We start from the raw sequence: 3341 nt of genomic DNA, 5'->3' as shown, positions 1-3341 counted from the left end.
TCCGATTCAAGCAAGGACTTAGTATTGAGCGTGGCGGCGCGATGCAAGTCTGCAGCTAACATCCGGGCCTGGGCAAAACGTGTCCGTCAATGCTGGATGATACGCAAAGGAATTAGCGACCTGCAGCAAGCAATCTCAATCCTGCAAAGCGTAGGTGCTCATGATATCAACGAGCGAACTGCAGAAGTGGCTAGCGTTCTGTCAAAGGTGCAATTCGAGACCAACGACAAGCTTCCTCGCCGCATCGGTGATTTGCTGCCTGACTACATGGACGTTCTTGAGAAGCGAATGCAGGGCGCTGATTCCGGGATGTACCTGAAAACGGGAATCGACCCGCTGGATGATGAGTATGGCGGATTCGACCGCACAGACTTAATCATCATCGCTGGCCGCCCTGGCATGGGCAAGACGGAGCTGGCAATCAACATTGCTAACTCGATTGGTCGGCAGAAGGGTAAAGGTTTGTTGGTGTCGATGGAGATGTCTGACATGCAGGTGGTAGAGCGTCATGTCGCGGATCGCGCAGGATTATCTATCAGCACGCTACGCAACCCGTTGAACATGATTCAAGAGCAATACACGAAGCTCACCGGCGCTACCGGCACGCTAATGGACGAAAACAACTACGTCATCGATGGAGCATTCACTGTTGATGCGGCAATCGCGCATGCAGAGCGGATGAACATGGACGGCGGATTAAGCTTCCTAGCCATCGACTACCTCGGACTTATCACAAAGCCAAAAGCAGAGCGCAACGACATCGCCATCGGCGAAATGACGCGCAAGCTGAAGCAGTTCTGTCTGCGTAGTAAGGTTCCCGTAATTCTCTTGGCGCAGCTTAACCGCGGCCCGGAAAACCGTGCAGACAAACGGCCAAGCATGGCAGACCTGAAGGACTCAAGCTCAATTGAGCAGGATGCAGACGTGATTATCTTCCCGTACCGCGACGAGGTTTACGATGAGCATAGCAACATGAAAGGCATTGCTGAAATCATCATTGGGAAATATCGCTCAGGCCAGCCAAAGACGTTTTATATGGGCTGGAAGAATGGTCATTTCGTCAACATCGATCAGGATGAAGCGGCGATGCGCTATGCGCAGAACGAACAACAAGCCAAAGAAGCATCAGGTTGGCGCTGACCTGCCAAGCAAAGGAGATAACCATGGATAAGCTACGCGAAGAGTTTGAAGAGTGGTTCAACAAACAAATGGTATTGCACATCAGCGCATCCAATGAGATCGCAGTTAGTTTGATGTGGAAGGCATGGCGGGCCAGCCGAGCAGGCATCTTGGTTGAGCTTCCAGACACTGACAATTATTGGAATGGCACAAGTGGCAACGAGATTTTCAACCACCGCCAGTTTGCGGCTGATTCCTGCGACGCGCTGCGTGATATCGGCCTATCAATCAAAGGGGAGTGATGATGAGTAACGAACCAAAATTTCCTGAACTTCCCGTAGAACTTCAGGTTGCATTGGTAAATGCCGCAACCGCGATGGCGACGACAAAAATTAGCGCATTAGGCAGCAAGTACAATCAGAGCTTTAATTTCTTCGATCGCGAGTACAAGTTGATTTGCGACTCGCTCTACAAAGAGAATCGGGGGAGATAATGGCTAAACAGGTCTTCTACCTAAGAAGCCCACAGATACGCCAGAACCTGAAAAACTTCATCGACAGCCTCCCGCTAAATCCAGACAAACCCCTCGCAGTAACCATCCAAGAGCCAACCAGAAGCCTAGACCAGAACGCAAAGCTCTGGGCAACCCTGCGCGACATCAGCGAGCAGGTCGTTTGGTATGGAAGAAAGATGAGCTCTGAGAGCTGGAAGTGTGTTTTCACCGCTGCGCTGAAGAAGCAAGAAACGGTTCCTGGCATAGACGGCGGCTTTGTCGTTCTGGGGCAATCAACAAGCAAGATGACTGTCGGCGAGATGCGCGACTTAATCGAGCTTATAAACGCGTTTGGTGCTGAGCATGGCGTCAAGTTCAGCGATGAATCCCGGCTCACTATCGAGTGGGCTAATCGATATGGAGACAAAGCCGCATGACACAGCGAAGTCCAACGCAAATCATAATGGATAACCTGATATTCAAGACTGACCACCGCAAGACCAGAAAGCCCCGCACCAAACCCGAGTTAACCCCAACATTCAATTGCACCGCGACCTTAGCCGATAGCATGTGGCTGCGTCGTCGCGCACGGAGAAAGCCATGACTGATTACAGCAAGATGAGTGATTTTGAGATTAATAAAGCAGTTGCTGAGCAACTGTACAAAGACAAGCCTTCATTGATTGTGCAGCGCGACGTGCCAAGTCGGCCGGCGGTTACAGTATTCTGCGACATTGGTGATGGAGAAATAGTTTCTATCCTATGTGCTGATTACTGCAACAACCCGGCAGACGCATGGCCGATTATCACTGAAAACAACATATCTTTGATTTTTGATAACCCATCATCCGTAATGGCGACCAGCAATTGTGTTGGATGGCACTCCGACGAGGAGCCGCCAATCCATTCATCAAGCAATAACCCACTCCGCGCCGCCATGATTGTCTTCCTCATGATGAAGGATGCCGAAAAATGCTAATCCTCATCACGGTAGCAATCTTATCCGCCTGCGCTTACTGCTTCATCGCTGGCCGCAGCTTCGAGTTCTTCTGCAAATATGAGCCAACCCTATCAACCACAAAGATGCTGCTGCTCAGTCTTGCATGGCCGGGTAATGCCGTTCTGTTTCTGCTGATGAGGTGCGTGCGATGACCAATAAGCCACATAAATTCGATACCAACATCGTAATCATTTTTCACCTACTGCGAAGAAAGCGCAAAGCCAAGGCGCGCCAAACTAAATGCTATGTGGTTTCGGATTGCGGTATGAAATTCCACAAATCTACAGGGCGAATGGTTGGTGGCAATCCAGTCTCATTTCGATTTGTTAATGGGGCAGATCATGGCTGAAATGTTATGCGCTGATTGCGGTAAGGAGCTGCAAGCCGAAGAGGTGTATGTATGCGAGTCCTGCGACCAAGAGCAACGCAAGTTTATCGAATCTGTGATGGGAGGGGGTGATGAAGCCAGTAATTCGGTTTGAAAAAGGGTTGTGGTACTGCATGACTCCGCCAGAAATGCGCGGGATTAATCTTGGGGTTGGCGAAACACCAAAAACCGCATGGAAAAATTGGTTTGAGCAAACTCGTATCAATGCAGCAAGGATAATGACTGATGCCGCGATATTTCCACATGCCAGATTGCGCCGCAGATCACTGCTGGCTAGGGATTGCATGGGGCTTATCGAGCATGACAGATATCTAAATAGAATGGATGGAGGCGCAAATGAAA

7 protein-coding genes are annotated in these 3341 nt (G+C 50.1%); all 7 read left to right on the top strand.

The window, feature by feature from the left end; genetic code table 11:
- Window positions 1–1140 (top strand): DnaB helicase C-terminal domain-containing protein (locus tag AB0I71_RS32395; protein ID WP_357591157.1); only part of this gene is annotated, 1140 nt, incomplete at its 5' end.
- A gap of 23 nt (window positions 1141–1163) precedes the next feature.
- On the top strand, window positions 1164–1421 hold the full coding sequence (locus tag AB0I71_RS32390; protein WP_350590799.1) for a hypothetical protein: 258 nt from the start codon (window positions 1164–1166) through the stop codon (window positions 1419–1421).
- 190 nt (window positions 1422–1611) lie between these two features.
- The gene (locus AB0I71_RS32385; protein WP_350590801.1) at window positions 1612–2049 is read left to right on the top strand and encodes a recombination protein NinB; all 438 of its coding nucleotides are present in this window, start codon (window positions 1612–1614) and stop codon (window positions 2047–2049) included.
- Entirely contained in the window at window positions 2046–2216 is a 171-nt protein-coding gene (locus AB0I71_RS32380; RefSeq protein ID WP_350590802.1) for a NinE family protein, read from the top strand. Before AB0I71_RS32385 ends, AB0I71_RS32380 begins: the two co-directional genes overlap by 4 nt.
- Window positions 2213–2590: a phage protein NinX family protein gene (locus AB0I71_RS32375; RefSeq protein WP_350590803.1), complete on the top strand. Its 378-nt coding sequence runs from the start codon at window positions 2213–2215 to the stop codon at window positions 2588–2590. Before AB0I71_RS32380 ends, AB0I71_RS32375 begins: the two co-directional genes overlap by 4 nt.
- Window positions 2591–2940: 350 nt before the next feature.
- Window positions 2941–3093, top strand: a complete 153-nt coding sequence (locus tag AB0I71_RS32370; RefSeq protein ID WP_357591159.1) for a protein NinF — start codon at window positions 2941–2943, stop codon at window positions 3091–3093.
- On the top strand, window positions 3071–3341 hold a 271-nt coding region (locus AB0I71_RS32365), incomplete at its 3' end, for a hypothetical protein (protein ID WP_357591154.1). The genes AB0I71_RS32370 and AB0I71_RS32365, both read left to right, overlap by 23 nt.

The organism is Micromonospora sp. NPDC049891, assembly GCF_040660295.1.
Lineage (GTDB): Bacteria > Actinomycetota > Actinomycetes > Mycobacteriales > Micromonosporaceae > Micromonospora.
Note: the sequence above shows the minus strand (reverse complement) of the source record. Positions and strands in the feature narration are given on the sequence as shown.